1 protein-coding gene is annotated in these 649 nt (G+C 42.1%); it reads right to left on the bottom strand.

Features of this window, described 5'->3' with window-relative positions:
• Window positions 1-452, bottom strand: a 452-nt coding sequence (locus A3761_RS06665; RefSeq protein WP_068750007.1) for a Fe-S cluster assembly transcription factor, incomplete at its 3' end; no start/stop codon positions are given.
• Window positions 453-649: the final 197 nt, after the last annotated feature.

The raw sequence follows: 649 nt of genomic DNA, 5'->3' as shown, positions 1-649 counted from the left end.
ATAGCAGTAACCTGAACCTCTCGTTTGTTCATAAGGTCTTGAAGACTTATAGAATTTAGAAAACTATGTATTTGCTGGCTAAGATCCATCCATAAATGATGAGTGAGGCACTGCTCGCCGTCCTGACAACCGCCTTTCTCAGCTTTTTCCTCCACACCCTCACGGCTTTTGGCGCCGCAACGAGTTGTATCAATTGACTCATCAACAGCATCAATAACGGCGGCAACTGAAATATCAGCAGCCTCAACATTTAGCTGATAACCGCCTCCCGGACCACGTATACTTCTAACCAGCTTACGTTGTCTAAGTTTCGAAAACAGCTGTTCCAAATAAGAAAGAGAGATACCCTGCCTAAGCGAGATATCTGCTAAGGCAACCGGGTTATGACAAGCATGCAGCGCAAGATCAAGCATTGCAGTGACTGCATATCTACCTTTTGTGGTTAGGCGCATTGCTTAATTCATGTCTCTTGAAGTGTTTATAGTCAGCATCGGAGCGATGCATTGCTGAAAAATTATCTATTACCTGAGTAATTTAATCAAGTATTCTCAAGCCTCTCCCCAATAATTGAGACATTAGCCCTTCACCAAATCGAACTATTACTTAATATCTTTAAAACAGCACATGTCATCTTCATCAATAGAAGGTA

It is taken from the genome of Oleiphilus sp. HI0123, from assembly GCF_001635315.1.
Note: the sequence above shows the minus strand (reverse complement) of the source record. Positions and strands in the feature narration are given on the sequence as shown.